This is a genomic window from Actinoplanes rectilineatus (genome assembly GCF_000962825.1).
Lineage (GTDB): Bacteria > Actinomycetota > Actinomycetes > Mycobacteriales > Micromonosporaceae > Actinoplanes > Actinoplanes rectilineatus.
In genome coordinates, this window is the sequence record NZ_JZKF01000008.1 from 85,761 (window position 1) to 112,136 (window position 26,376).

Here is a 26,376-nt window from a genome sequence, read left to right on the forward strand (position 1 = left end):
GCGATCGGTCAGCCGCGCGACTGCTTCGCGTTCTCGTTCACGTGGATGCCCTCGGCGAACTCGATGACCTGCGCGGTCGACCAGTCGATGTTGTCCCACATCTGGACCTGCAGGTTCACGCCGTTCGGCTGCGGCAGGTACAACGTACGGGCCTCGCCGCCCTTGTTCACGATCTTGCCGGCGACACCGTTCACCGTGACGGCCTCGCCGCCCTCCGGGGTGCCCTTCTCGTCGACCGACTGCAGCCCGACCATGACCTTGCCGACGAAGCTGTGCGGGTCGGTGTCCGGGGTGTCGCCCAGCGGGTCGGCGCTGTTGCGCGGCTTGGCGCCGAGCGGCGACAGGGTCAGCGTCGTCTCGTCGACCCCCTGGACCTCGAATCCGGCCGGCACCTTGTCGATCGAGAACCCGGCCGACTGCTCACCCTTGTAGGCGACCAGCTCGAACGAGCTCGACAGGGACACCCCGGCCGAGGTGGCCGGCGGGTTGGCCAGCGTGCCGCCGTTGCCGGACGGCCCGCCGGTGGTGGTGAAGGCGAACGTCGCCGCGGCGACGGCGACCGCGAGGGCCGAACCGGCGGCGGACTGCGCCAGCCGGCGGCGGCGCAGGGCGCCACGGCCCCGGCTCAGGTCGGCGTGGACCTGGTCCGGCGTGGGCAGGATCTCCGGACCGGCGATGCCCGCCAGCTCGTCGTGCAGACTCTTCATGGTCTCTCTCCCGGAATCAGTTCAGTACTGGTGACGTTTGACGGCCGAGTGCCGCGCGCAACTTCTCCAGAGCCCGCGCGGTCTGGCTCTTCACCGTTCCCTCGGAGCACCCGAGGGCGTCGGCGGTGTCGGCGACGTCGAGGTCGTAGAAGTAACGGAAGACGACAGCCGCCCGCATCCGTGGCGGCAGGTCCTTCAGAGCCGCGCGCAGCCCCTCGGATGCCTCGTCCGCCGACCGTTCGACTGCGGGGCGGTCCGGGATCTCGGCCATCGACCGTTCCCGGCGCCGCCACCAGCGCCGCCGCTCGTCCGTCAACGCGTTGACCATCACCCGCCGTACGTAACCGTCGGGGTTGTCGGCCCCCCGGTAGGACGGCCAGGCCACGTACAGCTTGGTCAGCGTCGACTGCACCAGGTCCTCCGCCAGGTGGGCGTCACCCGCCGTCAGCAGAGTCGCCGTACGCAGCAGATGTGCCCGCCGTGACACGACGAACTGATGGAATTGCTCATCACGTTCGGCCTTCACCGAAGCCCCTCCCTCGCTCTCACACACCCCTGACGACCCGGGCGTCACAGGGGTTGCACCGATTACGGGAGACGCGCGAAATCGGTGAGCAGACCGGTGTATCCCTTGACCGGCGGGGAAGCGTATTCGTCGTGCCGCGAGGTGTACAGACCGAGCGTGACCAGGGACTGGACCAGAACGGTGGCGGCCGACACACCGTCGATCACGGGAACGCCCACCTCGGCGGAGATCTGATGGCACAGATCGGCCATCCCGGCACAGCCGAGCACGATCACGTCGGAGCCGTCCCGTTCGAGGGCGTGCCGGGCGAGCCGCACCACCCGGGGCAGCACCGTGGGGTCGTGCTCCAGCTCCAGAACCGGGATGTCGCAGGCGTGCACCCCTCTGCAGGCTCCGGCCGGCGCATAGCGGGTGGCCAGGTCGCGTGCTCTTCCCCCCGTACGAGAAAGGGAGGTGACCACGCTGAAACCGCGACCGACCAACAAGGCCGCATGCATCGCGGCCTCGGCGATGCCCACCACCGGGCCGGCGGCGATCTCCCGGGCCGCGTCCAGACCGGGGTCGCCGAAGCAGGCGATGACGTAGCCGTCGCAGCCGGACCGCTCCCCCGCGGCGATCTCGGCCAGCAGGCCCGGCACCGCCAGGGCCTCGTCGTAGTGGCTCTCGATGGAGGCCGGGCCCATCGCCGGGGTGACCGCCTCGACGACGACGCCCGGGCCGGCGACGGCCCGGGCGCTCGCCTCGATCAGCGTGGTCATCGACGCCGTGGTGTTGGGATTGATGACCCGGATGCGCATCAGACGGTCTTCCGCCCCAGCGCCATGTGGATCAGGAAACCGAGGGCACAGCCGATGAACCAGCTGTACTGGGCGACGTCCTTCATGGACCCGAGCACCGGGATCACCGCGACGGCGGCACCGACCGCGGTGGCGATGACGGCAGGCGGATTCACGCCGTTGCGGTACCAGTACTTTCCGGTGGGCGCCATCGTGAACATGGCGTCGACGTCGACCTGCTGCCTGCGGATCAGGTAGTAGTCGGCGATCAGGACGCCGAACAGCGGTCCGATGAACGCGCCGAGGGTCTCGAGGGTGTAGTGGATCACCTCGGGGTTGTTGTAGAGGTTCCACGGGGTGATCAGCACTGAGCCGACCGCGGCGATCATGCCGCCGGCCCGCCAGGAGATCTTCTGCGGGCTGACGTTGGAGAAGTCGAACGCCGGGGAGATGAAGTTCGCGACGATGTTGATGCCGATCGTGGCGATGGTGAAGGTCAGCGCGCCGAGGACGATCGCGAAGGTGGAGTCGATCCGGGCGACGGTCGCGACCGGGTCGGTGATCAGCTCGCCGAAGACCGGGACGGTCAGGCTCGCGGTGACGACGGTCAGGATGCTGAACATCAGGAAGTTGACCGGCAGCCCGAGGAGGTTGCCTCGTTTCACGGCTTGAAATGACTTTCCATATCGCGAAAAGTCACCGAAGTTCAGCATCGGGCCGGAGAAATAGGAGACGACCAGGGCGATCGCACCGAGCATGACCGGGATCGCATCCGTGCCGGTCACCGTCACCTCACCGAGGTTCAGGTCGATCGCACCCCAGCCGGCCTGCGAGATCAGGTAGCCGGTGAGCACGAACATCACCACGTAGACGGCCGGTCCGCAGAAGTCGATGAACTTGCGGATCGACTCCATTCCGGTCCAGAACACCGCCGCCTGCAACACCCACAGCAGGGCGTAGGTGCACCAGCCCAGCAACGGAAGACCCAGGAAACCGTACTGGTCCACATCCGCGTACGGCATCAGTGACGGCCACAGTTTCAAAAGCACGACATCGAGGGCCGCAGACGCGAGGTACGTCTGAATGCCGTACCAGGCCACCGCGATCAACCCGCGGATGATCGCCGGAAGATTGGCGCCCAGCACCCCGAACGCCACCCGGTTGATCACCGGATAGGGCACGCCGGTCACCTGGCTCGGCTTCGCCACCAGATTGCAGAAGAAGTAGACGATCGTGATGCCCACGACCAGCGAGACCAGCACCTGCCAGCTGGACAGCCCCAGCGCGAACAGACTGCCCGCCGTCACGTAACCGCCGACGCTGTGCACATCGGACATCCAGAACGCAAAGATGTTGTACGAGCCCCAGTGCTGCTTCCTCAGCGGCGCCAGGTCCTCGTTGGTCAGACGGGGGTCGTACTCGGGTTTGATGACGCCGCTGCCGACCGGCATGCCGGCGGCTTCGACCAGGTCCTCGTGGGGTGTGCCCGGGATGGTGTCGGCCATGGCCGTCACGCTATGAATCCGCTGTTTCACCCAGATGAGCGGAACTGTATATCTTCCGTTCGCACACCCCACGACGACGTCGACGTCCGGGGCGTCAGTGCGCGGCGACTCCCGCCGGTACGCGGTGTTGATCATGACGGAGGCGACACCCATGTCGTTCCAGGACACCCCGAGCGTGCCCGTGGCGAACGTCGTCGAGTACAGAAGTCCGGCACAGACCCCGATCAGGAACAACCCGGGCAGAACACTGAGGTAGCCGGAGCCGACATCGATCAGGGCGAGCGACGCCATGCCGGCAGCGCCGAGGACGAGGCCGAGGACGATGAGGTTGCGGGGGCCGAACCTCGGCCGCAGACTGCGGCCGGTGACCGCCGAGACGACAAGAATGGTGAGGTTGAGCGGCAGGAACGCGAGCCCGGCACGCAGCGGCGAGTAGTGCAGATTCTGCTGGAAGTAGTAGGTGAGGAACAACGTCGCACCGAACATGGCGATGCCCAGCGCCGCGACCGCGAAGTACGACCCGCCCCGGGTGGCGTGCCGGACGACATGCAGGGGAAGCAGCGGCGCCGCCACCCGCTTCTCGATGAGGACGAACGCGAGCAGCAACACCGGGCCGCCGATCAGCGCCGCGATGGTCACCGGCGAGTCCCAGCCACGGGTCTCCGCCGACGAGAACGCGAAGACGACCAGGAACAGCCCGAGCGTCGCGGTCACCACACCCGGAATGTCGATCGTGGCCTTGTGCCGCTTCTCGCTCCGGGACTGGACGGCGACGATCGCGAGGACCGCGGCGGGCAGCGCGAACAGCAGGTTGACATACATGCACCAGCGCCAGGACAGCCACTCGGTCAGCACCCCGCCGAGCAACAGCCCGACACCGGCGACGGCACCGAAGACGCCGAACGCCTTACCGCGTTCCCGCGGGTCGGTGAAGGTGGTCGAGAGCAGCGCCAACGCGGCGGGGGCGAGCATCGCGCCGAAGACGCCCTGCCCGACCCGGAAGATCACGAGCAGGGTGAAACTGCCGGCGGCGCCGCCCAGCGCGGACGCGACGGCGAATCCGAGAAGGCCGGCGACGAACATCCGCTTGCGCCCGAACAGGTCCCCCAGCCGGCCGCCGGCCAACAGCAGCGAACCGAAGGCCAGCGCATACGCCGTGATGATCCACTGGCGGTTGCCGTCGCTGAAGGCCAGGTCGATCTGCGCCGACGGCAGTGCGATGTTGATGATGGTGGAGTCCAGAACCACCATCAACTGCGCGATGCCGACAGCAGCCAGAACAAGCCACCGTTGGGCGAACTGCGGGTCATGGGTGGTGGGTGATTCACGAGTCCCGAAGGCACTCACTCAAAAACTCCTAGCGTCGGACAGCGGGGCAGGCAGAACCCACCCCTGGTATCGGGGTGGTCTTCGCCCTTGCCCTGGCGCCACGACCGAGGAAGCACTACTCGCCGGCGCCGCCACCTGCGCGATCATGACGGCCACCACCGGGATCGCCGCACCCGCGTCGGCCGCCACCGGACCGGGCGTGGTCGTCGACTACGCCAGCACATCGGTCGTCCAGGTCAAACCGCGGGAGATCCGGCCGCACAAGGACCTCTTCTACGCGGACCTCACCTGGACCAAGCTCACCCCGAGCACCGGCGCCGCCACCGGCGTCCGCCGGATCAACACCTGCCTGCCGTCGTGCGGCGACGGCAACTACAAGTCCGACAAGGTACGGCTGACGTTCTCCCGCGTCCGCGAGCGGGTCTTCACGCAGGTCACCGTCACCGCCATAGGTACGGGTACCGTCGACAGCCACCCGCTGCCCGCCCGCGGGTCGAGTACACCGTGAAACGCCCCGGCCCGGACCGTCCACAGACGATCCGGGCCGGCGCATCTCCCGTGTTACTGCTCATAATCCTGCTCGCCCAACACCTCGCTCAGACTTCCTCGGCCAGTATCTTCCAGTCGAGTGGCGCGTGCTCCCTCAGAAGAATGCTGATCCGCTCGTGGAGAGCGTCGTCCAGGAATTTCACCCGTGGACCCTGCGGCCAGCGGGTGTAGAACCAGGCGAGCCGCTGGCGCACCGCCGCCGCCGGGTCTCCGAGGAACTCGGCACCGTCGGCACCGAGCCGGACCAGCGACTCGGCGGCACAACCGCGCAGCAGATCGTCGGTCTCCGCATCGAACAGCATGCGCACCAGCTCCGCGTCGAGTTCCGGCTGGCCGGAGATGGAACCGAGAAGCAGACATGCCATTGCCCGCACCTCCGGATCATCGTCGACGAGTTCCTCACGGACGACGGCGTCAAGTCCGGCGAGGGCCTCGAACACCGCTTCCTCCTCCGCGATACTCGCGTCGAACTCACCCCGATACCGATCCCGCATCAACCGAAGCGAACGCCATTCGTACGCGTGGTTCAGGACGTACATCAACATGCCGTAGGCATCAGCCCGCCACCGGCACCCGTCCTCGATCACACGGCGGACCGCCCGCACGACCTCGTCCGCACCCGGCGAGACGGCGACCGCATCGTCGACGGCCACCCGCGCCAGGTCGGCGGCCGCCCGCCTCGCCACGTCACGGTCGGCGCCTTGCTGCAGTATCTCGCAGGACACACTCCATACGGGACGCTGATCCACGATATCGCCTTCTTAGTCAACACATCGACATCCGGCCCCTCCCAGCCTGCAGGAAAGCATCTACGCAGCCGCGCTGCGCGTGCTCCGAGGGAAGCTTGAACCAGAAGCCCCAGCCTACGGGGCCGCCGGTTTCGTCTTCAACGACTCGGACCTACTATCCACCATGATTTCGCGGACGGTAGGGCCGAGCCATTCGCATGGTCGACGAGAATCCCACCGGAAGCATGTGAGACCAGTCAACAGCAGAACGAAATCAGGATCTTGGAGAAACCATCGAAGCCCAGTCGAGCATCAACCGTTCCATCGTCTGGAAACGGAGCCGAGCCAACGCTTCCACGGACCCGGTTCACCGACCAGCAGACTCTCCAGCGCCTGCATCGGGGAGGTCGCGACCTCCCTCTCGTGGAATTCCGTGAAGACGATCATGACATGTCCACGATCGCCGACCCACAATCCGTTCTGCGAGTCCCACACGCCCATAGGACAGAACGACTGCTGGTACTCGGACTCCCATCGCTCCGGCGGATCCCAAAGGTGAAGAGCCTCCGTCGGGTCGAGTTCGAGGGGGGGCTTGTATCGCCCTCGCCCCAGCACCTTCAGGCCACCGAAGCTCTGCCAGAAGTCATGAGCGACCGGGGAAACGGGGATGCCCTCGGCCTCGACCGCACGAGCCCAGGAACTCGTATCCACTTGACGCTCAGGACTCCAGCCAGCAGCGGTCAGAGCCTCGGTCAGCTGATCGCTCAGCTCATAATGTGTGCTCGAGTCGCTCATTTGACCTGATCCCACTTGATCTTGAGCCAGCGTAGTCGCGGCTGACACATCAAGGCACAGAGCGGAATCGCGAAGCTGGGCCCTTCGGTTGAGTTCTTCGGCCGGATGCGCATTGCCCGCATCTTACCCCCGAAAAGGCCTCGGATGCCCTCATGCCGATAGGCCTTCACCAGGCAGGCGGTCTCTGCGCAGCCGGAGTGGACATCCTTCGTCCTCTTCCGAGGAACAAGACGCATATAGATACGCAATGGCAGCGGAACCTTCATCTTGGTTCGGTGGATCTCGCCGGCATAGCCGGGATACCGCCCGCCAGCACGCGTCTCGTAGACAGCAGCAACGCTGATCTTCCCCGTACCTGCCGCTGCGGCCTTCTTCTTCGTCCTGCTGCCGAGGACCGCCATGTGATCGTCGTAGCTCTGTCCGTCAAGGAGATCCTTCGGGCCAGGCTTCTTCAGGTCCTTGATGGCCTCTTTGGCTGCCTTCGCCAAGCCGCCTGCGCCCCGAACCGCATTCTTGGCCTGACGGACACCGGGAACCATGCCCATGATCCCGGCGGCGCAAGCCCCACCACCGCCGGTCACACAACTGTTCGCGGTATCGATCGCTCCGGCGACCGCCGCCACTGCACCAGCTGCCGCGGCGACAACCTGAGCGGGCGGCGGCAGCACCGATGACACCATGGCAACAGTGCTGGCCACCGTGGAGATGGTGTCGGCGTTGTTCACGACCCACTTTGCCGCCGACATCGCATTGCTGGCAGCACCCGTGGCGGCCTTCTGCAGACCGTTCTTGATCGAACCCCAGAAGAGGCCATCGGGGTCAGAGAAGGTGGTCGGATTGTTGTTCGCGTAGGCGTATGGATGCAGACGTTGCGGGTCGTACTCGTCGATCTCCGGGTCGACCGAGAGGAACGCACCTGTTCTGGGGTCATAGAGTCAATCCGGAAGATCACGGAACGCATCAGCCACTACACGAGGGGTGGGGGGTTGCGCAAAGTTCGCTGTGACATACAGCCAGCTCAGGCGCTAGTCCGAACTGGACCCTGCGTTGCGCGGAGCGACATGGATCACAGTCGCGAGACGGGCCAGGGCGGCGATCATTCGGTCGTCGATGCCGGGCGGGCCGGGGAAGGCGCGAGTCACGGCCCGCTGATGAGCCAGGCCGTGCAACCCGAGCCAGAGGGCGACCGCGTCGGATCCCGGATCGTCGCAGGTGGACGCACCGACGGCGACGCAATCGGCCAGGGCGGCGGCCAGTAGCCCCAGGGCGCCGTCACCCAGTCCGCGCAGGTCGTCGTCGGTGACCGAGGCATCAGCAGCGGGTTTCCAAAGGCCGCCGAAGATGGTGCGGTAGCGCTGCGGGCGCTCCCGGGCGAAGTCCAGATAGGCCCGGCAGACGGCGAGCAACCGCGGCACCGGGTCGGCGGTGCTGTCGGCGGCAGCGCGCAGGGTCTGCTCCAGCTCGGCGAACCCACTGCGGACGACGGCCAGCATGATGGCCGGCTGGTCCGGGAAGTGGGCGTAGATCGAGGGTGCGGCGATGCCCGCCCTGCGCGCGACCGAGCGCAGCGTGACCGCGCGTTCGTCGTCGGACTCGTCGAGCAGGGCCACCGCGGCGGCCACGATCTCGTCGCGCAGGCGGCCGCCCTCACCTCGGCGGTTGCGGGTCCGGGCGGTCTTCGTCGTCTCCATGCCATAACCTTACAACTGAAAACTTCCACCCGTAAGGTTGCGAGTGTTAGTTAACGACTGTTAGCTTAAGCCGAAGCCGAACGAGGGAGCACGTCATGACCAGTCAGATCACCGAGATCGTCCTGCCGGGCAAGGTCGAGCCGAGCGGTCTCCAGCTCAGCGTGCGCCCCGCCCCCACGCCCGCCGCCGGGCAGGCACTGGTCCGGATGGAGGCGACCGGGGTCTCCTTCGCCGAGCAGCAGATGCGCCGCGGCCGCTACTACGACCAGCCCGCCTACCCGTTCGTGCCGGGCTACGACATGGTCGGCACGGTCACCGCGACCGGCGACGGGGTGGACCCGGGCATGACCGGCCGGCGATACGCCGCGATCACCAAGGTCGGCGGCTGGGCGAGCCACCTGCTGGTCGACGCGGCCGACCTGATCCCGGTGCCGGACGGGCTGGACCCGGTCGCGGTGGAGACGCTCGTCGTCAACGGGGTGACCGCCTGGCAGATGCTGCACCGCACGGCCGAGGTGCGCCGGGGCGGGACGATCGTGGTGCTCGGCGCCAACGGCGGGGTCGGCTCGACGCTGGTGCAGCTGGCCCGGCACGCCGGGATCACCGTCATCGGCACAGCCTCGGCGCGGCACCACGACACGGTCCGGGCGCTGGGCGCGACTCCGGTGGACTACCGCGACCCCGAGTTGTACGCCACGATCCGCGCGCTGGCGCCGGAGGGTGTGGACGCGGTGTTCGACCACGTGGCCGGGCCGGGGCTGAACGAGTCGTGGCGGCTTCTGCGGGCCGGCGGGACGCTGGTGGCGTACGGGAACGCGTCCACCAAGGAGGACGAGGGCGGCAACTTCTGGCCGACGATCCGGCTGTTCAGCCGGCTCGCCCTCTGGAACTACCTGCCGAACGGCAAGGGCGCCCACTTCTACAACCTGTGGGCCGGCCGCCGGTTCACCATCGCCGCGTTCCGGGCGAAGCAGCGCGAGGACCTGACCGCGGTGCTGCGGCTGCTCGGCGAGGGCGTGATCACCCCGCAGGTGGCGGCCACCATGCCGCTCTCGGCGACGGCCGACGCCCTGACGCTCGCCGAGTCCCGCACCGTCGCCGGCAAGGTCGTCATCATCCCGGACGCATGAGAGGACGCGGGCTCACCGCGTACCCCCTAATGAGCGTGAGCGGGAGTCGCGGCCGGCACCGCGACCGGTTCGGCCGGGATCGCCGCGATCCCGGCGAGGATGAGCAGCCCACCGGCCATCTGCAGCGGCGTGAGACTCTCCCCCAGCACCAGCCAGGCGAAGATCGAGGCGAACACCACCTCGAGCAGGCCGACGAAGGACGCCAGCCGGGACCCGAGCCGCCCGGACCCGAAGATCCCGGTGGCGTACGCGATGGCGGTCCCGAAGACCGCGACCACGGCCAGCGACACCCACCAGGGTGCGGTCGTGTCGAGAAGGTGCACGTCACCGGTGGTGACCGTGAACGGGACCAGCCCGATCAGCCCGGCCAGGCCCAGCCCGAGCGCGCCGAGCAGCAGACCGGCCCCGGCCAGGGCGACCGGCGGCAGACCGTCGGCCGGGCGCGCGCCGACCACGAAGTAGACCGCGCAGCCGATCGCCGCGGCGAACGCCAGCAGCAGGCCGAGCGGGTCGACGGCCTGCAGCGCGCCGGGGCCGATCACCAGGACCAGACCGCCGATGGCCAGCACCGAACCGGCCAGCACGGCTGGGCGGGGCAGGCGCCGGGTGGTCACCCAGGCCCAGAGGACCAGCAGCAGGGGTGCCAGATATTCCACCAGCAGGGCGGTGGAGATCGGGATGCGCTGGATCGCCGCGAAGTAGGCGAGCTGGGTGAACGCCACGGCGATCAGGCCCATGCCGAGGATCCGGCCGCGGGCCCGCCGTAGTGCGTCCCAGCGTCCGCGCAGCGCGAACAGCACGATCGGCAGCAGGAGGAGCCCGGCGACGAGTGCCCGGGCGGTGACCGCGGCGGCCGGCGACCAGCCGGCCTCCAGCAGGGGTTTGATGAACGCCCCGGAGGTGGCGAAGGTCGCGGCCGAGACGAGCGCGGCGGCGAGCCCGATGGGGGAAGTGGAGACCTTCACGAACATTGACGCTAGGGTGGGCTGTGTGAGGAGTCAAATTGCATTTAGCCCCTGACACCGAAGAGGCTCTCGCCTTCGTCGTGGCACTCGCCAACACCGATCCCGGCGCCACCCGCACCGGCGGCGACGAACTGGACACCGTCGACGGCCTGAGCGATCTACTGACCCGGTACACCTACTCCGGGCGCATCGACCATGACGAGGCCGAACTGCGCGACGTCCGGCAGGCCCGCGACGCGCTGCGCGCCGTCTGGGTGCTGGATCGTGACGACGCGGTCCGGGCGGTCAACACCATGCTGCGCGAGGCGCGCGCCCTGCCCTACCTCACCCGGCACGACGACCAGGACTGGCACCTGCACGCCACCGACCCCGGCGCGCCGCTCGCCGAACGGATCAGGGTCGAGGCCGCGCTGGCCCTGATCGACGTGATCCGGATGAACGAGACCGGCCGGCTGCGGGTGTGCGCGGCCGACGACTGCACCGGCCTGTTCATCGACCTGTCCCGCAACGGCTCCAAGCGGTTCTGCGGCGTGCGATGCGGCAACCGGATGAACATGACGGCCTTCCGCGCCCGGCGGTCCGCAGCCGGATAACCACAGCTCATGTCGATGTTGACTGACGTTCATACAATGCTTACCCTCACTGTCCGCTGTGGCTATGCAACCCAGCGGGATCCACGGGGGACTACCGATGAACGCCTTTTTTCACGCCGCCCTGCGTCGAGTACGGAGCGCGGCATGATCGCCTTGAAGTTCTACCGTCTGCTGCCCAAGGACTACCGGCTCCGGCTCGTCCAGCTGCTGCCGGCCCACCGCCAGTTGTGGCTGGTCCGCCGGCTCACCCGACAGCGCCGACTGCCGATCGCGGCCGCACCGGGCAGCCTGGTTCCGGTCCGCGACGCCGGCCGCAAGGTCCGTGCCCGGGTGGTGCCGGACATGACCCCGGCCGCCGCCTGGACCACCAATCTGGAGGCGGTGATCGCGGTCCTGGACCGGGCCGGGATCGACTACTTCTGCATCCGCCCGGTCAGCGATCTGCACAGCGCGGTGGCCGTCCACCGGCGCGACCGCGAACGGACGCTGGACGCTCTGCGCCGTGATCCGGAACTCACCGGTGCGGAGATCCACACCGGGACGATCGACGACGAGGGCTTTCGTTCCGGTCGCGGCCGGACCGGGGCGCAGGTCTACTTCCCGGTGACCGGCTCGTACGGGACGACCGTGCTCGGCAGCGGATCCGCCTGCGAGATCGAGTTCTGGCGTACCGAGAAGGGTGTGGACGGCGCCCCCGACACCATCGTCGCCCCCCGCCGCAACGCGGTCGCCTCGGCAATGCCCGCCGAGCCGGAACACCACCTGGTCACGCCGGTCGACCTGAACCCGTCGATGCCGCTGGACGACACCACTCCCCGGTACCGGACCCGGTCCGAGTTCGTCGCGGTGCCGGCCGAGGCGGTCCGCTTCCCGATCGACATCGTCTACACCTGGGTCGACGGCAACGACCCGGACTGGGTGGAGCGCAAGGCCGCCTCGCTCGCGGCACTCGACCCGGACAACATCAACACCATCGCGACGAACGCGTCCCGGTTCATCAGCCGGGACGAGCTGAAGTATTCGCTCCGCTCGATCGCGACCTACGCCCCGTGGGTCCGCAAGATCTTCCTGGTCACCGACGACCAGGTGCCGGCCTGGCTCGACGACACCCACCCCGGCCTGACCGTGGTCAGCCACCGGGAGTTGTTCGGGGACACCGGCGTGCTGCCCACCTTCAACTCGCACGCCATCGAGTCCCGCCTGCACCGCATCCCGGGCCTGGCCGAACACTTCGTCTACTTCAACGACGACATGTTCCTGGGCCGGCCGGTGCCACCCACCGCGTTCTTCCACGCCAACGGCATCGCCAAGTTCTTCCCCTCCAAGGCGCAGCTGGAAGCCGGCCCGGCGACCGTCTTCGACGCCCCGGTGACCGCGGCAGGCAAGAACAACCGGGTGCACATCGCCGAGCGGTTCGAGCGGGGCATCACGCAGAAGATGCAGCACGTGCCGTACGCGTTGCAGAAGAGCGTGCTCGAGGAGATCGAACAGACCCTGCCGAAGCAGGTGAAGGCCACATCGGAGCACCCGTTCCGGCACCCGGGCGACCTGTCCATCCCGTCGTCGCTGCAGCACTACTGGGCGTACCTGACCCGGCGGGCGGTGCCGGGCTCGATCAAGTACACCTACGCCGACCTGGCTCACCCGTCCACCCCGGTGCAGCTGGCGTTCCTGCTGGCCCGGCGGCACTGCGACGTGTTCTGCCTGAACGACACCGACACCGCGGCGGTGGCCTTCAGCGAACAGGCCTCGATGATGGCCGACTTCCTCCCCCAGTACTTCCCGTTCCGCTCGCCGTACGAACTGCCCGACGAGGTGGCCGCCGAACGGGCCGAGTTCAGCGCCACCCAGCTGGGCCGGGCCCGGCAGGAGACGGTTCGCCTGCCCCGCCAGGCCCTCCGGGGAGAACTGCATGTCTGAGCGGATCATCCTCCCGGTCCAGTTGGTGGACCGGACCGTGCACGTCCACCCGGACCTGACCCCGCTGCGGGTCCGCACCCTCAACCTGACCGCCGTGCAGGACGCGCTGCGCGCCGCCGGGATCGACAGCTTCGCCGTCCGCGCCCTGGACGACCGGGCCCCGGCCGTCGGGGTACGCGCCGACCAGCGCGCGGCCGTACTCCGGGCGCTGGCCGCCCTGGCCGCGAGCACCGGGGCGTACCTGTCCGTGGTGCTGCCCAAGCCGTCCGGGCGGGACCTGCTCCACGACGGCGGGGACGCCAAGGCCTGGGACAAGGCACGCGAGGCCAAGGTGCTGCGCCTGACCTGGTTCCGCACCGACCCGGCGCAGACCCTGGTGCACGGTCGCGACTACGGCTGCGACGTCGAGTTCTGGGGCACCGGCAAGGACGGCGAGCGGATCTGGGCACCGCGGCCCAACCAGGTCACCCGGGTACTGCGCCGCGACGACCCGGTGGTCGAGGCCCCGGCCGAGCCGTTCACCCGGCTGGCCGGCCCTCGGCCGGTCCTCCCGCCGCTACGGACCCGCCCGGAGATGAACACCCGGCTGCCGGAGGACATCGGCTTCCCGATCGACGTGGTCTACACCTGGGTGGACGGCACCGACCCGGCCTGGCAGCGCCGGCGGGCGGGCATCACCGGGGAGACGTACCACGCCGAGTCGGCCAGCGCGGCCCGGTTCCTCAGCCGCGACGAGCTGCGGTACTCCCTACGGTCGCTGCACGCCAACGCCCCCTGGGTGCGCAAGGTCTGGATCGTCACCGACGAGCAGACCCCGGCCTGGCTGGACACCGCCCACCCGGGCGTTCAGGTGGTCAGCCACAAGGAGATCTTCGCGGATCCGTCGGTGCTGCCGGTGTTCAACTCGCACGCCATCGAGAGCCAGCTGCACCACATCGACGGCCTGGCCGAGCACTTCCTCTACTTCAACGACGACATGTTCATCGGCCGGCCCCTCGCGCCCCAGGCATTCTTCCTGGCCAACGGCCTGTCGAAGTTCTTCCTGTCGCAGGGGCGGGTGCCGGTCGGGCCGATCACCGACGAGGACACCCCGGTCGACGCCGCGCACAAGAACAACCGCCGGCTGCTGGCGGGCAAGTTCGGGCCGAGCACCGCGCAGGTGTTCCAGCACGTGCCGTACGCCCTGCGCCGCAGCGTCCTGTCCGAGATCGAGGCCGAGTTCCCGCAGGAGTGGGCGACCACCATGGCGTCCCGGTTCCGCAGCACCCGCGACCTGTCCCCGCTGTCCAACCTGTACCACTACTACGCCTACCTGAGCGGCCGGGCGGTACCCGGTTCGGTGAAGTACGGCTACGTGCAGCTGGCCGTGCCGGACCTGGCCGCCCGGCTGAGTCGCGCGCTGGCCCGGCGCGACTGGGACGCGTTCTGCCTCAACGACGCGTACTCCACCGAGGAACAGCTGGTATCGCAGGCCACCATCCTGCGCCCGTTCCTGGACGGCTACTTCCCGGTGCCCAGCCCGTACGAGAAGCGGGGCTGAGGTGCGCATCTCGTTCCTCGTCCACAATGTCTACGGAGTGGGCGGCACCAACCGGACCGTGATCAACCTGGCCACCGAGCTGTCCCGGCGGCACGAGGTGGAGATCGTCTCCATCCTGCGGCGCCTGGACCGGCCGATGCTCGACGTCCCGGATCGGGTGACCGTGACCGGTCTGCTCGACCTGCGGTCCGGGATGCCGGACACCAAGGATCCCCGGTTCACCGAGGTGTCCCGGTTGACCCCGCAGGAGGAGGAGTTCTTCCGGTTCTACAGCCGGCTCTCCGACGAGCGGATCACCAACTATCTGCGGCGTACGGCGTACGACGTGGTGGTCGGCACCCGGTCCGCGCTGAACCTCGCGGTGGCCCGGCTCGGCCGGCCCGGCTCGGTCCGGGTCGCGCAGGAGCACATGACCCAGGACATGATCCCGGCGTCGGTGCACGAGGAGATGCGCCGGTACTACGGGCAGCTGTCCGCGGTCACCGCGGTCACCGAGGCCGACGCCGCCGCGGTGCGGACCCTGCTCGGCCCGGGCGCCCCGCCGGTACTGGCCGTCCCGAACAGCGTCCCGGACCCCGCGGTGGCCCCGGCCGACAGCGACCGGCGGATCGTGATCGCGGCCGGGCGGCTGGACGCCATCAAACGGTACGACCTGCTGGTCCGCGCGTTCGCCAAGGTGATCACCGAGCGGCCGGACTGGACCCTGCGGATCTACGGCAGCGGCGGTCAGTCCCAGCCGTTGGGCACCCTGATCGCCGACCTCGGTCTGCACAACCACGTCTTCCGGATGGGCGGTTACGCACCGCTCGAGGCGGAGTGGGTCAAGGGCTCGATCGCCGCCGTCACCTCGGACAAGGAGTCCTTCGGGATGACCATCGTGGAGGCCATGCGCTGCGGCCTGCCGGTGGTCAGCACGGCCTGCCCGGTCGGCCCGGCCGAGATCATCGAGGACGGGGTGGACGGCCTGCTGGTACCGACCGGCGACGTCGACGCCATCGCCGGCGGCCTGCTACGGCTGATGAACGACCAGGATCTGCGTGCCCGGATGGGCACCGCGGCCCGGGAGAACGCCCGCCGGTACGACCCGGTGCCGATCGCCGCCGCCTACGAGAGTCTCTTCACCGAGCACCTCACCCCCGGCGGCCGGCGGGCCGGCGGGACGACCGGCCCGGCCCGGCGGCTGCGGTCCGGCGGCCGCGCGCTCTTCCGGGTCCTGCCCGGCCTGCGAATCCGGGGCGGGACCGCCCCGGCACCGGTGGCCGGCGCCCGGCTGGACGGCGACCGGGTCGTGGTCACCCTGCCGGCCACCGGGCTGCCCCGGGGAATGACCCGGCTGGTCGCCCGGCCCCGCCGGATCGAGGGCGTGACCAAGGCGGTCCGGGTGCCGCTCACCGGTGATCCGGAGACCGGCTGGCAGGCCTCGTTCCCGGCCTGGGCGGCGACGTTCGCCGAGGGCCGCTGGGATCTGTACGCCGCGGACCGGCGCGACGGTCTGCACCGCCTGCGGGCCGGGCTGCTGGACCTGCGCGGGCTGATCGGCGGACCGGAGACCGCGCCGTTCGTCCGCAACGTCCCCTACCCGACCGCGGACGGATACCTGGCGGTGGCGGCCTGGCAGCGGCCGGAGCACGCCGAGTTGGAGCACCTCACGTTCGGCGAGGAGCACATCACGGTGACCGGGCGGCTCGTCGGGGGTGACTTCGGCGACACCGTGCCGACGCTGATCATGAACCGCCGGGGGGAACACGAGGACGCCTTCACCGTTCCCGGCGTCACCTGCGGCGCGGGACGGTTCACCGTCGATGTGCCGACCGCCGCGTTCGCCGACCGCCGTCTGTTGCGGTACGAGGACTGGGACGCGTCCGTCGCCCGCGGGCCGGACGGGACTCCGGTGCCGGTGGCCCGCCTGATGGACGACGTGGTCGAACGCAAGCGGGTCTACGTGTACACGTCGATGCTGGTCGAGGATCGGCCGGAGGTGGACCTCTACGAGGAGTACCCGCGGCCGGAGGTACGGGTCCGCCCGTACCTCTCGGTCCCGAGCAGCCTGGCGTTCGCGGTCACCGACAGACCCGGCTGACGGTGCCGGCCCGGGGATCGCGCACTCGCGCGGTCCCCGAGCCTGTACCTAGACAGTGGTCCAGGGGCCGAACGCGTCGGTCGGCAGGTCGCCGTCCTGCCGGCTCAGGTGCAGCCGGCCGTCCAGCCCGTAGACAGCCAGCACACCCCGGCCCTCGGCGTCCACCGCCAGGGCCGGGGCACCGCTGATCATGCCGGGCAGCCGCCGCCACCGGGACCGGCCCTCCTTCGCCGGCGGCACCGCCACGCTGACCGTCCAGAACCGGTTGCGCTGGGCCATCACCAGGTCGCCGGCCCCGGCGTCGGTCCGGTCCAGCGCCGCGACCGGGCCGATCCCGTCGGGGCCGCCGAAGTCCGCGCCCCGGCCGCCCGGCCAGCCGTTACCCGTGTCGTGCGCCCGGTACGCCCGGATCACACTGGTCTCGTCGCGGCTCTCCGGGCCCCGGGCCGGGCTGCCCTGCCGGTACAGCAGGCAGGGCCGGTCACCGGCGGTCCGGACCGCGGTCAGGCCGCCACTGGCAACCTGCCCGGTTCGCAGGGCCAGCGGTTCCAGCGGGCCACCCACCACGGTCTGCCGCCAGGTAGCCACGGTCGTCTTGGCCGCCACGAAGACGCGGACGGTGCCGTCCGCGTCGGTGGTCGCCACCGGGACGTCCTGCAGCGGCCCCCGCCCCAGCGGCGTCCAGTCCTGCCAGACGCCACCGGACTGCCGCCGGTGGCTCAGCCCACCGCTGAAGTCCCGGACGAACACCCACAGGTCACCGGCGCCGTCCACGGTCGCGGCCGGCACCCCGGTCTCCCGCCGGTGATCCGGGTCGCCGGCGTCCGGGCCGCCCAGCGAGGTCCAGGCGGAGGCCCGGCCCCGGCCGTCCACGGTCAGGAAGCCCACCTCGACGTCGACGACACCGTCCCGGTCGGTGCGGCGTAACGCGACCACCGACACCGGCCGGTCCGGCGCGGCGGCGACGGCCAGGGTGGGCAGCAGGCCCGGCTCGCCGATCAGGGCCGGGCCCCGCCAGGTGCCGGAGCCGGGCCGGCGCTCGGTCCACATCGCCAGCCGGTCGCCGAGCACCACGAACGCGGCCAGCCGGCCGCCGGGCAGCCGGGTCAGCCAGGTCGTGGTGGCCGCGTACCGCGCGGCGGTGGAGAACATGTGGGTGCTGCGACACGGGTCCGGGCCCAGCTGGTAGTCGCCGTGGCCGTAGGGCAGGCCGGGATCCGGCGCGCCGTCCGCGCCGGCGTAGGTGGCCAGGAGGCCGGCCTTCGCCGTGGTCATCCGGGGACTCAGGTTGGTCGGCCAGAACCGGTTGGCGTAGGCCCGGTGGTACTCGACGACCGGCGGGACCGGCCTGCGGCAACCGATCCGGTGCACCGCCTCGATGGTCAGCCGGGCCGTCGCGGCGTGCTCGACATGGTCGGAGACCACCCGTCCGGGCTGTCCCCAGTCGTGCTCCGGGTCCGGGTCGAGGGTACGGATCACGGTGGGGCGGTGCTCGTCGATCAGCTCCACCAGCGAGCCGATCAGGGTCTCCCGGTCCACGTCCTGGTCCGGGAGCGGCAGGTCGAGTGGGGACAACACCGGGCTGACCACCGGCTCACCGTCGGCCATCGGCGGCACGGTGTACCGGCTGAACCCGTCGGCGTGCGCCAGGTTGACGAAATAAAGAACGATCTCCGGCCGGGCGGCGAGCCGGTCGCGTTCCACGGTGAGACCGGTGCGGAGGGTCACCGCCTGCTGCTCCCAGGGGCTGTCGACCGGCAGTCCGGCCATCCTGGCGTACGCGCGGCGCAGCCCGACGTGCCGGGCGGTCGCATAGCCGGCGTGATCGGCCGGCGCCGACTCCCGGTCCGGGTCGTTGACGTCGACGTTCCGGCCGTCGCTCTCGGCCGCGGTCAGCACGATCCCGGTGACCGGTGCCCCGGCGGTGACCGCGGCGCTGATCGCCGGGTCGAGAAAGTACAGATCGTCGTCCGGGTGAGCCACGATGCTCATGGCCGTGCCCGGCCGCCACCCGTCGACGTCCTCCGCCGGCGTGAACCGGGATCGGATCCAGTTACGCATGTCCCCCGCCGTCCCTCTTGATCGAAAACGAGGGTAACGACCGGATTCCACCCCTGGCCTGACAGCACAGTCCGAGGAACCACCACCTAGACTCCACGGCGCCAAGGACGGCAACCCGGAAGCCGGTGCAATCCCGGCACGGTCGCGCCACTGTTACTCCCGGTCACGGGAGAAGTCAGACCCGGTGCCGTCGACGCTCCACCCCCAGGGACGCGATCTCCCGGAAAGGTTCCCCCGTGCTGCGGCTCTTCACAGCCGTTCTCCTGGCGTGCACGTTGAGCGCCTGCTCCAGCGGCACCGCCACCGCCGACGGCGACTCCATCGCCGTCGCGATGCAGTTCCCGCCCCGGTCCGCGTACGCCTTCGACGCCGATGACGGCGCGCTGCTGATGACCCTCGGCGTCGCCGAGACACTCACCACCGTCGACGCGCAGGCTCAGCCCGCGCCGTCGCTCGCCACCGCGTGGGAACAGACCGGCGACCCCAAGACCTGGCGTTTCACGTTGCGCCCCGGAGTCACCTTCCACGACGGTACGCCGCTGACGCCGCAGTCCGTGGTGACGGCACTGTCGTACATCACCTCGGTCAGTGCGCCGCCCCGCGCGGTCCGCGACATCGGGCTGACCGTCACCGCCGACGGCGACGACGCGGTGCTGATCAGTACCAGTCAGCCCGACCCCGTTCTGCCCCTACGGATGAGCAGCGGCAATCTGGGGATCCTGGCCCCCTCGGCGTACGCGACCGGCCAACAGCCCTCGGTGCTCCGGACCGCCACCGGGCCGTACATTCTGGCCTCGGTCGCGGGTGCGGACTCGGCGGTGCTGGAACGCAACGACGCGTACTGGGGTGCCAAGGCCGGCGCGTCGACGGTGACGGTGCGCTACGTCACCGACCCGCAGAGCCGGGCGCTCGCCCTGCAGTCCGGGGACGTCCAGTTCGCCGAGGGCCTGCCGCACGCGGCCACCGCCCAGGTCGAGTCGGCGGGTGGGACGGTCACCGCGTACCCGGCCGCCCGCACCGTGGAGCTGCTGCTCAACCAGGCCGCCGCGCCCTTCGCCGACAGCCGCGTCCGGCAGGCGGTCACGGCGGCGATCGACCGGAACGTGCTGGCCGCCAAGGTCCTCGAAGGTGCCGCCACCCCGGCGTCCGACCTGTTCGGCTCGGCGGTGCCGTGGGGTGCGACCACCGCCCCGCAGGCTTCGGACCCGGCCACCGCGAAGCGCCTGCTGGCCGAGGCCGGTCACGGTCCGTCGTCTCCCTTGACGGTACGCCTGTGGACGTTCCCGAACCGGCCGGAGATGCCGGTGCTGGCCACCGCCATCCAGGCGATGCTGGCCGAGGTGGGGATCACCGTCGAGGTGACCGTCGGTGACTACTCCGCGCAGGAGCCGAAGATCCTGGCCGGCGAGTTCGACATGTTCCTGAACAGCCGTAGCTACCTGTCCGACTTCGCGGACGCGGCAAGTGTGCTCACCTCGGACTACACCTGCAAGGGCAGCTACAACATCGACCACTTCTGCTCGGCGGAGTTCGACGCGGCGATCGCCGGCCTGTCCAGCACCGGCGACGTCACCGCCCGGCAGAAGGTGTTCGCCCAGGCCGCGGCCATGCTCACCGAGCAGGCCGTCGGCGTGATGATCGTGCACCCGAACAACACCGCCGGCACCCGCGGCGTCACCGGCTTCACGCCCGACCCGCTCGGCGTCCGGCCGGTCCTGCCGCAGCTGCAACCCGCGGGGTGAGACGGCTGCTCCGGCGGCTGGCCCTGCTCCCGCCGGTCCTGCTGGCCGCGTCGGTTCTGGTGTTCGCGTTACCGCGGCTCACCGGGGCCGACACGGTCCGCACGGTGCTGCGGACCCGGACCGCGTCGGAGGCCCCGGACCCGGTGACACAGGCCCGGGTGGCGGCCGAGTTCGGCCTCGACGGATCCGCGGTGGAGCAGTATTTTCGCTGGCTGGCGGCCGCCTGCCGTGGGGACCTCGGTGTCTCGTTCGTCACGCGTACCCCGGTGGGATCGGCCGTCGGCGACGCCTTGACGATCTCCCTGCTGCTCACCGTCCTGGCTCTGGTCCTGGCCGTCCTTCTCGGTCTTCCCGCCGGGGTGTACGCCGCCCGACGCCCCGGAGGCATGCTGGACCGGACCGTGACCGGCGCCGGGGTGCTCGGGGTGTCGGTGCCGGAGTTCGTGCTCGCGCCGGTGCTGGTGCTGGTCCTCGCGGTGCACGCCGGGATGCTGCCGGCGGTCGGCTGGGGGACGCCGGCCCACGCGGTGCTGCCGGTGCTGACCCTGGCGGTCTACCCGGCCGCGCTGACCACCCAGCTGATACGCGCCGAGACGATCGCCGTCCTCGCGTCGCCGCACGTCCGGACCGCCCGGGCGAAGGGACTCACGGACGGCCGGGTGCTGTGGCTGCACGGCGCCCGGCTGGCGACCACGTCGGTGCTGTCCCTGTCCGGGATGTTCGTGGCCGGGATGATCGGCGGCTCGGTGGTCGTCGAGGTGGTCTTCGGGATCCCCGGGCTGGGACGGCTGCTGCACGAGGCGGTGCTCGCCCAGGACCTGCCGATGATCCAGGCCGGGGCGATGACCGTGATCGGGATCGCGCTGGTGGCGGGCGTGGTCGCCGAGGTGGCGCAGCTGGCCCTGGATCCGGTGGCGCGGGAACGGTCCCGATGAGGCGTCTCCTCCTCCTTCTCCTCGTGCTGGTGTTCGGTCTCTCCTACCTGCCGGATCCGCTGGCCGTCGACTACGGCGCGATCCTGGCGCCGCCGTCGGCCGCCCACCTCCTCGGCACCGACCAGCTCGGGCGGGACGTGGCCGCCCGGCTGATCGCCGGCGCCCGGCTCACCCTGGGACTGACCCTGGCCACCCTCGCCGTCACGGCGGTGAGCGGAACCGTGCTGGGCGCGGTCGCGGGTCATCTCGGGCTGCGGGCCGTGCCGCGGATCGCGGACGTCGTCGCGGCCCTGCCGACCATCCTGGTCGGACTGATCACCGCCGCTATCCTCGGACCGGGACTGCCGTCCGTGGTGGTGGCGGTCTGCGCGGTCGGGTGGAGCCCGTTCACCCGGCAGGCGTACCACCTCACCGTCCGGGAGACGGGCCGGGAGTACGTCGAGGCGGCCCGTTCACTGGGCGCCGGCCCGGTACGCGTGATCACCCGGCACATCGCCCCCAACATCGCCGGGCCGGTGCTCGCCCACCTCTGCCTGCGGTTCGCCGGCACGCTCCTGACCGTCTCCGGGCTGTCGTTCCTCGGCCTCGGGGTGCAGCCGCCGGTCGCGGAGTGGGGCGCCATGGTGGCCGACGGGCGTACCTATCTCTTCTCGTCCCCGCATCTGGTGCTGGCGCCGGCCGTGGCGGTGGTACTCACCGCGTCCCTGGCGACAGCGCTGGGGCGCTCAGCCCTCCGCGAATAGACCGGTGTTTCGGGGTATCCCCGATACGAAACCCTGCAACCGGTGGTGGTGTACCGCGGACACCTGGGCCAGTCCCTGCTCGTCCCGGCGCAGGAAGGCGGCCAGCATCCCGGCGTGGTCGGAGTGCAGCAGCTCCCGGTCGGCGGACGTCAGGTGTGACATCGGACGCAGCGGCTCGGTCATGTTCCACGCCGCCTCCAGCATGTGCAGCAGCCGGCGCATCCGGCACGCCCCGATCAGCGCCAGGTGGAACCGGCGGCTCTCCCTGTGATAGGCGGCACCACCGTCGGCGGTCTCGATCGCCCCGTCCAGGGCCCGCAACGCGGCCCGCGCCTGCCGGTCGTCGTCCGATGTCGCCCCGGTCACCGCGGCCCGCAGCGCCGCCGACTCCAGAGCCTCCCGAACCAGGTAGATCTCGCCGAACTCCCGGGCCGTCATCATCGCCACCCGGTAGCCGCCGTTCGGCCGATGGTCCACCAGGCCCTCGCCGATCAGGGTCATCAGGGCCTCCCGCACCGGAATCCGGCTCACCCCGAACGCCGCGGCCACCGCGTCCACCGGGATCGCCGAACCCGGCGGCACCTCACCGTGCAGGATGATCCCGCGCAACTCGTCGAGGATCACGGTGTGCGGGCTGCCCGCCGGCCGGTCCGCGAGCCGCGCCAGCAGCACCGAACGGCGTCGAGGCCCAGACATGGCCGGACCCTAGTCCCCGTTGGTTATCGGCGCATTTCCTGCCGGGTGGATAGGCTGGCCGTGTGTACCCGTCGCGTTGGGGTTCCCCCGGTCCACATCAGCAACCCGACTGGCAGCCGCCCCCGCACGGTCCGGGGATGCCCGGCTGGCTCGAGGAACGGCTCTTCGACCAGCGGATCGTGATGCTGCGCGGGCAGCTCACCAGCGAGGCGTCCACCGGGATCTCGGCGGCGCTGCTCACCCTGGACTCGGCCGGGCCCGAGATGATCCAACTGCACGTGGCCAGTCCGGGCGGCGACCTGAGCGCGGCCCTGGCGGTGGTCGACGTGCTCGACGCCCTGACCGCACCGGTGCACGCCCTGGTCACGTCCGAGGCGGGCGGGGCGGCACTGGCCATCCTCGTCGCGGCGGACCGCCGGTCGGCCTATCGGCACGCACGGTTCCGGCTGGCCGAACCGCGGGCCGCCGGGGTGACCGGGACGGCCGACGAGGTGGCCGCGGCAGCCGGTCAGCACCTGCGCGAACTCGAGGAGGTGCTGATCCGGGTCGCCGAGGTGACCGGGCAACCACGGTCCCGGGTCGAGGACGACTTCTCCACCGGACGCAGCCTCGGCGCCGCCGAAGCCCTCGAGTACGGGCTCATCGACGAGGTCGTGAGCCCGAAAAAGCCCCGGGAGTGAACTCCCGGGGCTTTCTCTGATCACTCAGATCGACGTCGTGATCATTTCTGATCCTGTGATCAGGACGCGACCTTCACGCCCATGGAACGGGCGGTGCCGGCAACGATCTTGATCGCGGCGTCGAGGTCGTTCGCGTTGAGGTCGGGCAGCTTGCGCTCCGCGATCTCCTTGACCTGGGTCGCGCTGAGCGTCCCGACGGTCGTGGTGAGCGGGTTGGCAGCGCCGGACTGGATGCCCAGAGACTTCCGGATGAGGAAGCTCGTCGGCGGCGTCTTGTAGGCCAGCGTGTGGCTGCGGTCCTCGTAGACGGAGACGATGACCGGGATGATCTCGCCCCGGTTCTTCGAGGTCGCCTCGTCGTACTCAACCTTGACGGCGCGCATGTTGGCACCGGTCGGGCCAAGCATCTTACCGAGGTCGACCATCGCGGCGTTACCCGCCTCAAGCGCGAGGGTTACCTCATGAGTCTTCTTCTTGGGCGGCATTGAGTAGGGCTCCTTAGGGTGAGCTGCACGGGCCGGAGAAACGCAGCTCGCCAGCACAACGACACACGACAACCCCGAGACCTTACTACCGCGGCAACCAGAGGGTCAAAGCGGCGTCGGTGCAGGGGGTCTCGGGTCCGGACTCCAGTGTAACGCGCACTCCGTCGACCTTCGTGACCGGGCTGTTCACCATCCCCGAGACCGGCTTGCAACCGTCTCGCAGCCATCGAGCACAAGAGTTGACCCCGTGTCACTGATCGCAACCTGAGCCGGGGACAATGGCTCCATGCAGACCCGCACCGACCTACGCAACGTCGCCATCATCGCTCACGTCGACCATGGCAAAACCACCCTGGTCGACGCCATGCTGCGCCAGGGCAGCCAGTCCCACGCGCGCGGCGAGATGGCCGACCGCGTCATGGACTCCATGGACCTGGAGCGGGAAAAGGGCATCACCATTCTCGCCAAGAACACGGCGATCAGCTACCAGCCCGCCGAGGGCAAACCGGTCACCATCAACATCATCGACACCCCCGGCCACGCCGACTTCGGCGGTGAGGTCGAGCGCGGCCTCACCATGGTCGACGGCGTCGCCCTGCTCGTCGACGCCTCCGAGGGCCCCCTCCCGCAGACCCGCTTCGTGCTGCGCAAGGCCCTCGCCGCCAAGCTGCCGATCATCCTGATCATCAACAAGGTGGACCGGCCCGACGCGCGGATCAAGGAGGTCGTCGACGAGACGTACGAACTCTTCCTCGACCTCGACGCCGACGAGCACCAGATCGAGTTCCCGATCGTCTACGCCTGCGCCCGCGACGGCATCGCCTCGCTGACCCAGCCCAAGGACGGCACCGTCCCCGAGGACAGCACCGACCTCGAGGTGCTGTTCAGCACCATCATGGACACCATCCCGGCGCCGAAGTTCACCGAGGGCGCCCCGCTGCAGGCGCACGTCGTCAACCTCGACGCCTCGCCGTTCCTCGGCCGTCTCGCGCTCTGCCGCGTGCACGAGGGCACCATCCGCAAGGGACAGACCGTCGCCTGGTGCAAGACCGACGGCACGGTCAGCAACGTCCGCATCTCCGAGCTGCTGATCACCGAGGGCCTGGAGCGCAAGCCCGCCGAGAGCGCCGGCCCCGGCGACATCATCGCCCTCGCCGGCATCCCGGAGATCATGATCGGTGAGACCCTCGCCGACGCCGAGAACCCGGTCCCGCTGCCGCTGATCAGCGTCGACGAGCCGGCCATCTCGATGGTCATCGGCACCAACACCTCGCCGATGGTCGGCAAGGTCAAGGGAGCCAAGGTCACCGCGCGGATGGTCAAGGACCGCCTCGACAAGGAGCTGATCGGCAACGTCTCGCTCCGCGTCCTCAACACCGACCGCCCGGACGCCTGGGAGGTCCAGGGCCGTGGTGAGCTGGCCCTCGCCATCCTGGTCGAGCAGATGCGCCGCGAAGGCTACGAGCTGACCGTCGGCAAGCCGCAGGTCGTCACCAAGCTCATCGACGGCAAGGTGCACGAGCCGGTCGAGCGGCTGACCATCGACGCCCCCGACGAGTACATGGGTGCCATCACCCAGCTGCTCTCCACCCGCAAGGGCCGGATGGAAGAACTGATCAACCACGGCACCGGCTGGCTCCGCATGGAGTGGCTCGTCCCGGCGCGTGGCCTGATCGGTTTCCGCACCGAGTTCCTCACCGAGACCCGCGGCACCGGCATCATGCACCACCTGTACGAGCGTCACGAGCCCTGGTTCGGCGAGCTCCGCACCCGCCAGAACGGCTCCCTGGTCGCCGACCGCTCCGGCGCGGTCACCGCCTTCGCGATGATCAACCTGCAGGAGCGCGGCCAGCTCTTCGTCGAGCCGACCACCGAGGTCTACGAAGGCATGATCGTCGGCGAGAACTCTCGCGAGGACGACATGGACGTCAACATCACCAAGGAGAAGAAGCTCACCAACATGCGTGCGGCGAGCGCGGACAACACCGAAAAGGTGATCCCGCCGCGCAAGCTGTCCCTGGAGCAGTCCCTCGAGTTCTGCCGCGAGGACGAGTGCGTCGAGGTCACGTCGACCGCGGTCCGCATCCGCAAGGTCGTCCTCGACCAGAACCAGCGTGGTCGCGCCGCCGCGCGCCGCAAGCACCAGTAGTCGTTTCGCTGCCGGATGAGCCCGTCACCCTCCGGGGTGGCGGGCTCATCC

The 26,376-nt window shown here is 69.9% G+C and carries 23 protein-coding genes and 1 pseudogene; 11 read left to right on the forward strand and 13 right to left on the reverse strand.

All coding sequences use genetic code 11. The annotated features are described in order from the left end of the window. Positions 1-8 precede the first annotated feature (8 nt). From WH85_RS08940 to WH85_RS52185, 4 genes are all read right to left on the reverse strand, one after another. Positions 9-707: a hypothetical protein gene (locus tag WH85_RS08940; protein ID WP_045741268.1), complete on the reverse strand. Its 699-nt coding sequence runs from the start codon at positions 705-707 to the stop codon at positions 9-11. A 16-nt stretch (positions 708-723) separates the two neighbouring features. Continuing rightward, entirely contained in the window at positions 724-1,233 is a 510-nt protein-coding gene (locus WH85_RS08945) for a SigE family RNA polymerase sigma factor (protein ID WP_045741269.1), read from the reverse strand. A gap of 62 nt (positions 1,234-1,295) precedes the next feature. Next, complete coding sequence (locus WH85_RS08950) at positions 1,296-2,030, reverse strand: aspartate/glutamate racemase family protein (RefSeq protein ID WP_045741270.1); 735 nt, start codon at positions 2,028-2,030, stop codon at positions 1,296-1,298. Then, positions 2,030-4,861 carry an MFS transporter gene (locus WH85_RS52185; RefSeq protein WP_281179051.1) on the reverse strand — a complete coding sequence of 944 codons (2,832 nt, stop codon included), beginning with the start codon at positions 4,859-4,861 and terminating at the stop codon, positions 2,030-2,032. The genes WH85_RS08950 and WH85_RS52185 overlap by 1 nt, the downstream gene beginning before the upstream one ends. A gap of 127 nt (positions 4,862-4,988) precedes the next feature. Between WH85_RS52185 and WH85_RS08960 the strand changes: the two genes are divergently transcribed. Continuing rightward, a complete protein-coding gene (locus tag WH85_RS08960; protein ID WP_045741271.1) occupies positions 4,989-5,351 on the forward strand; it encodes a hypothetical protein in 363 nt (120 codons plus the stop codon). A gap of 88 nt (positions 5,352-5,439) precedes the next feature. Here WH85_RS08960 and WH85_RS08965 read toward each other — a convergent pair whose 3' ends face one another. The 5 genes and pseudogenes from WH85_RS08965 to WH85_RS08980 all read right to left on the reverse strand — a co-directional run bounded on the left by WH85_RS08965 (position 5,440) and on the right by WH85_RS08980 (position 8,606). Beyond that, entirely contained in the window at positions 5,440-6,141 is a 702-nt protein-coding gene (locus WH85_RS08965; RefSeq protein WP_157410903.1) for a HEAT repeat domain-containing protein, read from the reverse strand. Between the two features lie 291 nt (positions 6,142-6,432). Next, positions 6,433-6,915, reverse strand: coding sequence for an SUKH-3 domain-containing protein (locus WH85_RS08970; protein ID WP_045741273.1), 483 nt, complete (start codon positions 6,913-6,915; stop codon positions 6,433-6,435). Continuing rightward, positions 6,912-7,640: a hypothetical protein gene (locus tag WH85_RS50230; RefSeq protein WP_245673868.1), complete on the reverse strand. Its 729-nt coding sequence runs from the start codon at positions 7,638-7,640 to the stop codon at positions 6,912-6,914. The genes WH85_RS08970 and WH85_RS50230 overlap by 4 nt, the downstream gene beginning before the upstream one ends. A 93-nt stretch (positions 7,641-7,733) precedes the next feature. Beyond that, positions 7,734-7,835, reverse strand: a pseudogene (locus WH85_RS54100) (RHS repeat-associated core domain-containing protein); the annotation flags it as partial. 105 nt (positions 7,836-7,940) lie between these two features. Then, positions 7,941-8,606, reverse strand: coding sequence for a TetR/AcrR family transcriptional regulator (locus tag WH85_RS08980; RefSeq protein ID WP_045741275.1), 666 nt, complete (start codon positions 8,604-8,606; stop codon positions 7,941-7,943). Between the two features lie 95 nt (positions 8,607-8,701). Between WH85_RS08980 and WH85_RS08985 the strand changes: the two genes are divergently transcribed. Continuing rightward, positions 8,702-9,736, forward strand: coding sequence for a medium chain dehydrogenase/reductase family protein (locus WH85_RS08985; protein WP_045741276.1), 1,035 nt, complete (start codon positions 8,702-8,704; stop codon positions 9,734-9,736). Between the two features lie 26 nt (positions 9,737-9,762). On the opposite strand, the gene WH85_RS08990 is transcribed toward WH85_RS08985, so the two are convergent. Continuing rightward, positions 9,763-10,701: an EamA family transporter gene (locus WH85_RS08990; protein ID WP_052720278.1), complete on the reverse strand. Its 939-nt coding sequence runs from the start codon at positions 10,699-10,701 to the stop codon at positions 9,763-9,765. Positions 10,702-10,739: 38 nt separating this feature from the next. Between WH85_RS08990 and WH85_RS08995 the strand changes: the two genes are divergently transcribed. From WH85_RS08995 to WH85_RS09010, 4 genes are all read left to right on the forward strand, one after another. After that, entirely contained in the window at positions 10,740-11,294 is a 555-nt protein-coding gene (locus WH85_RS08995; protein ID WP_083448883.1) for a CGNR zinc finger domain-containing protein, read from the forward strand. 144 nt (positions 11,295-11,438) lie between these two features. Further along, positions 11,439-13,214 (forward strand): stealth family protein, encoded by a 1,776-nt coding sequence (locus tag WH85_RS09000; protein WP_083448884.1) that lies wholly within the window; start codon positions 11,439-11,441, stop codon positions 13,212-13,214. Beyond that, complete coding sequence (locus WH85_RS09005; protein WP_083448885.1) at positions 13,207-14,754, forward strand: stealth family protein; 1,548 nt, start codon at positions 13,207-13,209, stop codon at positions 14,752-14,754. Before WH85_RS09000 ends, WH85_RS09005 begins: the two co-directional genes overlap by 8 nt. 1 nt (position 14,755) lies before the next feature. Further along, on the forward strand, positions 14,756-16,834 hold the full coding sequence (locus tag WH85_RS09010) for a glycosyltransferase family 4 protein (protein ID WP_045741279.1): 2,079 nt from the start codon (positions 14,756-14,758) through the stop codon (positions 16,832-16,834). Between the two features lie 48 nt (positions 16,835-16,882). On the opposite strand, the gene WH85_RS09015 is transcribed toward WH85_RS09010, so the two are convergent. Then, the gene (locus WH85_RS09015; RefSeq protein ID WP_052720265.1) at positions 16,883-18,895 is read right to left on the reverse strand and encodes a PIG-L family deacetylase; all 2,013 of its coding nucleotides are present in this window, start codon (positions 18,893-18,895) and stop codon (positions 16,883-16,885) included. Between the two features lie 236 nt (positions 18,896-19,131). Here WH85_RS09015 and WH85_RS09020 point away from each other — a divergent pair, with 236 nt between their 5' ends. Genes WH85_RS09020 through WH85_RS09030 form a run of 3 tightly spaced genes read left to right on the forward strand, consistent with a single transcriptional unit; the run spans position 19,132 to position 22,315 of the window. After that, positions 19,132-20,637 (forward strand): ABC transporter substrate-binding protein, encoded by a 1,506-nt coding sequence (locus WH85_RS09020; protein ID WP_052720266.1) that lies wholly within the window; start codon positions 19,132-19,134, stop codon positions 20,635-20,637. Then, on the forward strand, positions 20,634-21,572 hold the full coding sequence (locus WH85_RS09025) for an ABC transporter permease (protein ID WP_045741280.1): 939 nt from the start codon (positions 20,634-20,636) through the stop codon (positions 21,570-21,572). Before WH85_RS09020 ends, WH85_RS09025 begins: the two co-directional genes overlap by 4 nt. Beyond that, positions 21,569-22,315: an ABC transporter permease gene (locus WH85_RS09030; protein WP_045741281.1), complete on the forward strand. Its 747-nt coding sequence runs from the start codon at positions 21,569-21,571 to the stop codon at positions 22,313-22,315. The genes WH85_RS09025 and WH85_RS09030 overlap by 4 nt, the downstream gene beginning before the upstream one ends. Here WH85_RS09030 and WH85_RS09035 read toward each other — a convergent pair. Next, a complete protein-coding gene (locus tag WH85_RS09035; RefSeq protein ID WP_045741282.1) occupies positions 22,298-23,011 on the reverse strand; it encodes a GntR family transcriptional regulator in 714 nt (237 codons plus the stop codon). The genes WH85_RS09030 and WH85_RS09035 overlap by 18 nt on opposite strands. Positions 23,012-23,148: 137 nt before the next feature. Here WH85_RS09035 and WH85_RS09040 point away from each other — a divergent pair, with 137 nt between their 5' ends. Then, a complete protein-coding gene (locus WH85_RS09040; protein ID WP_045741283.1) occupies positions 23,149-23,691 on the forward strand; it encodes an ATP-dependent Clp protease proteolytic subunit in 543 nt (180 codons plus the stop codon). 59 nt (positions 23,692-23,750) lie between these two features. Here the strand turns inward: WH85_RS09040 and WH85_RS09045 are convergent, their stop codons facing one another. Next, the gene (locus WH85_RS09045) at positions 23,751-24,176 is read right to left on the reverse strand and encodes an uL11 family ribosomal protein (RefSeq protein ID WP_045741284.1); all 426 of its coding nucleotides are present in this window, start codon (positions 24,174-24,176) and stop codon (positions 23,751-23,753) included. 286 nt (positions 24,177-24,462) lie between these two features. Here WH85_RS09045 and typA point away from each other — a divergent pair, with 286 nt between their 5' ends. Next, the gene (typA, locus tag WH85_RS09050) at positions 24,463-26,325 is read left to right on the forward strand and encodes a translational GTPase TypA (RefSeq protein ID WP_045741285.1); all 1,863 of its coding nucleotides are present in this window, start codon (positions 24,463-24,465) and stop codon (positions 26,323-26,325) included. The last annotated feature ends 51 nt before the right edge of the window (positions 26,326-26,376 follow it).